This window comes from Mesorhizobium sp. M7A.F.Ca.MR.362.00.0.0, from assembly GCF_004023175.1.
In the GTDB taxonomy this organism is placed as follows: domain Bacteria; phylum Pseudomonadota; class Alphaproteobacteria; order Rhizobiales; family Rhizobiaceae; genus Mesorhizobium.
Genome location: NZ_RZTF01000607.1, coordinates 1 through 2,506 on the forward strand (window position 1 = coordinate 1; position 2,506 = coordinate 2,506).

Sequence of the window (2,506 nt, forward strand, 5' to 3'; positions counted from 1 at the left end):
GTCGGTGGTTACGTTGGCGGCTTGCGCAAAGAGCCTTGTCAGCCGCTCCGGATGATGCAGTGCGATGTCGATACCGATAATTCCGCCATCGCTCCAGCCGACGAGCGCGGTCTTGTCGATCTTCAGGTAATCGAGCAGTGCCAGATAGTCCGACGCCATCAAGTCATAGCCATAGGGCTGCTCGGTGCGGGTGGAGCGGCCGTGACCACGGCTGTCGGCGACGATCACTTTGTGGGTTTTGGAAAACGTGGCCACCTGGCTGGCCCAGATGTCGGCGTGGCCGAGGCCGCCATGGATGAGCAGCACGGGGTCACCCGCTCCGAAAACGGCGTAGTACATCTGGATGCCGTTCACCGGCGCATATCCGCTCTGATCGGGCTTGGGCATGGCCGCAGGCTCCGGCAAGGTCTGCCAACGTTCCTCGGCGGCGGCAAAAGTGGTCGACGCTGCGAACAAGATGACGACGGCGAACGCTTTGCAAAAACGGGTCATGTTTCCCCCTTACGGCTCGGTCCGTAGCCAGCATCGCGCTTTGGCCAGATTAGTCAACAAGCTCAGTCTGCCGCGGTGTGTTGGCCCGACGGCTCTGGCGGCGCCCGCCGACATTTGCGAGACTGGCGACAACCGAAGGAATCGCGAATGACGAAAGCAACGCTCGCAAAACCCAGACCGTGGACCGAGATGGCGACACATCTGGTCGATGTCGCCATGGGGCGCAAACCCGCTGACCTGGTCGTGCGCAACGGCCGCTGGGTGAACGTCCATTCGGGCGAGATCATCGCCGGCACCGACATCGCCATTGCCGGCGGGCGCTTCGCTTATTGCGGGCCCAATGCCAGCCATGCCATCGGCCAGGGCACCAAGGTGGTCGACGCCGGCGGGCGCTACCTGGTGCCCGGTCTCTGCGACGCGCACATGCATGTCGAAAGCGGCATGGTGACGGTGACCGAGTTCTGCCGTGCCGTCATTCCGCACGGCACCACCTCGATGTTCATCGACCCGCACGAGATCGCCAATGTGCTTGGCCTGCCCGGCGTGCGGCTGATGCATGACGAAGCGGTCGCCATGCCCATCAACGTGCATGTGCAGATGCCGTCCTGCGTGCCTTCGGCGCCGGGGCTGGAACATGCCGGCGCCGAGCTGACGGTCGCCGATGTCGAGGAGGCGATGACCTGGGAGAACATTATCGGCCTGGGCGAAGTGATGAATTTTCCCGGTGTCGCCGCCAATGATCCTGTCATGTCGGGCGAGATCGCGGCGACGGTTCATGCAGGCAAGACGGTCGGCGGCCACTATGCCTCGCGCGATCTCGGCCTGCCGTTCCATGGCTATGTCGCCGGCGGCCCCGAGGACGATCATGAGGGCACGCGCGCCGAGGATGCCATCGCCCGTGTGCGCCAGGGCATGAAGGCGATGCTGCGGCTCGGCTCGGCCTGGTACGACGTTGCCTCGCAGATCAAGGCGGTGACGGAGAGCGGCATCGACCCGCGCAATTTCATCCTGTGCACCGACGACAGCCATTCCGGCACGCTGGTCCAGGAAGGCCATATGGACCGCGTGGTGCGCCACGCCATCCAACAGGGCTTGAAGCCGGTGACGGCGATCCAGATGGCGACGCTCAACACCGCCCAGCATTTCAGACTGGAGCGCGAGATCGGCTCGATCGCGCCGGGGCGGCTGGCCGACCTGCTGATCGTTTCGGATCTCGCCGCAATGACCATCGACGAGGTCTATGCACGCGGTGTCAGGCTGGCCAAGGGCGGCAAGCTCGAAATCGATATTCCGGCCTATGATTACCCGAAGACGGCGAAGAACACCGTCAAGCTCGGCAAGAAGCTGAAGGGCGACGACTTCGACATCACGGCGCCCAAGGGCGCCAATGAGGTGCGGGTGCGTGTCATCGGCGTTATCGAGAACCAGGCGCCGACGCGCGCGCTGGAGGCCGATCTGCCGGTCGAGGACGGGCTGGTCGCCATGGACCGCCGCAACGACATCTGCCAGATCGCGCTGGTCGAGCGCCACCTGGGCACGGGCGGCGTCACCAACGCCTTCGTTTCCGGCTTCGGCTATATCGGCGACTGCGCCATGGCGTCCAGCGTGGCGCATGACGCCCACCACATCATCTGCGTCGGCACCAACAAGCAGGACATGGCGCTGGCCGTCAATCGCCTGGGCGAAGTCGGCGGCGGCGTCGTGCTGTTCTCCAAGGGCAAGGAACTGGCGCTGGTCGAAATGCCGATCGCCGGGCTGATGTCGGACGAGCGGGCCGAGATCGTCGCGGCCAAGGCAGAGAAGCTCACCGAGGCGATGCGCAAGATGGGCTGTTCGCTGAACAACGCCTACATGCAGCACTCGCTGCTGGCGCTGGTCGTCATTCCCGAACTCAGGATTTCCGATGTCGGCCTGATCGACGTGACGACGTTCCAGAAGGTCGATCTGTTCGTGTAGGACGCCGGCGCTGCCCCTCATCGCCCTGCCGGGCACTTCTCCCCGTATAGTGACGGGG

General features: G+C 64.4%; 2 protein-coding genes. One reads left to right on the forward strand and one right to left on the reverse strand.

From position 1 onward, the window contains the following. Positions 1-492: alpha/beta fold hydrolase (locus tag EOC06_RS35870; RefSeq protein WP_128310020.1), on the reverse strand; the 492-nt coding region annotated here is incomplete at its 3' end. Positions 493-639: 147 nt separating this feature from the next. Between EOC06_RS35870 and ade the strand changes: the two genes are divergently transcribed. Next, a complete protein-coding gene (gene ade / locus EOC06_RS35875; protein WP_128310021.1) occupies positions 640-2,448 on the forward strand; it encodes an adenine deaminase in 1,809 nt (602 codons plus the stop codon). The last annotated feature ends 58 nt before the right edge of the window (positions 2,449-2,506 follow it).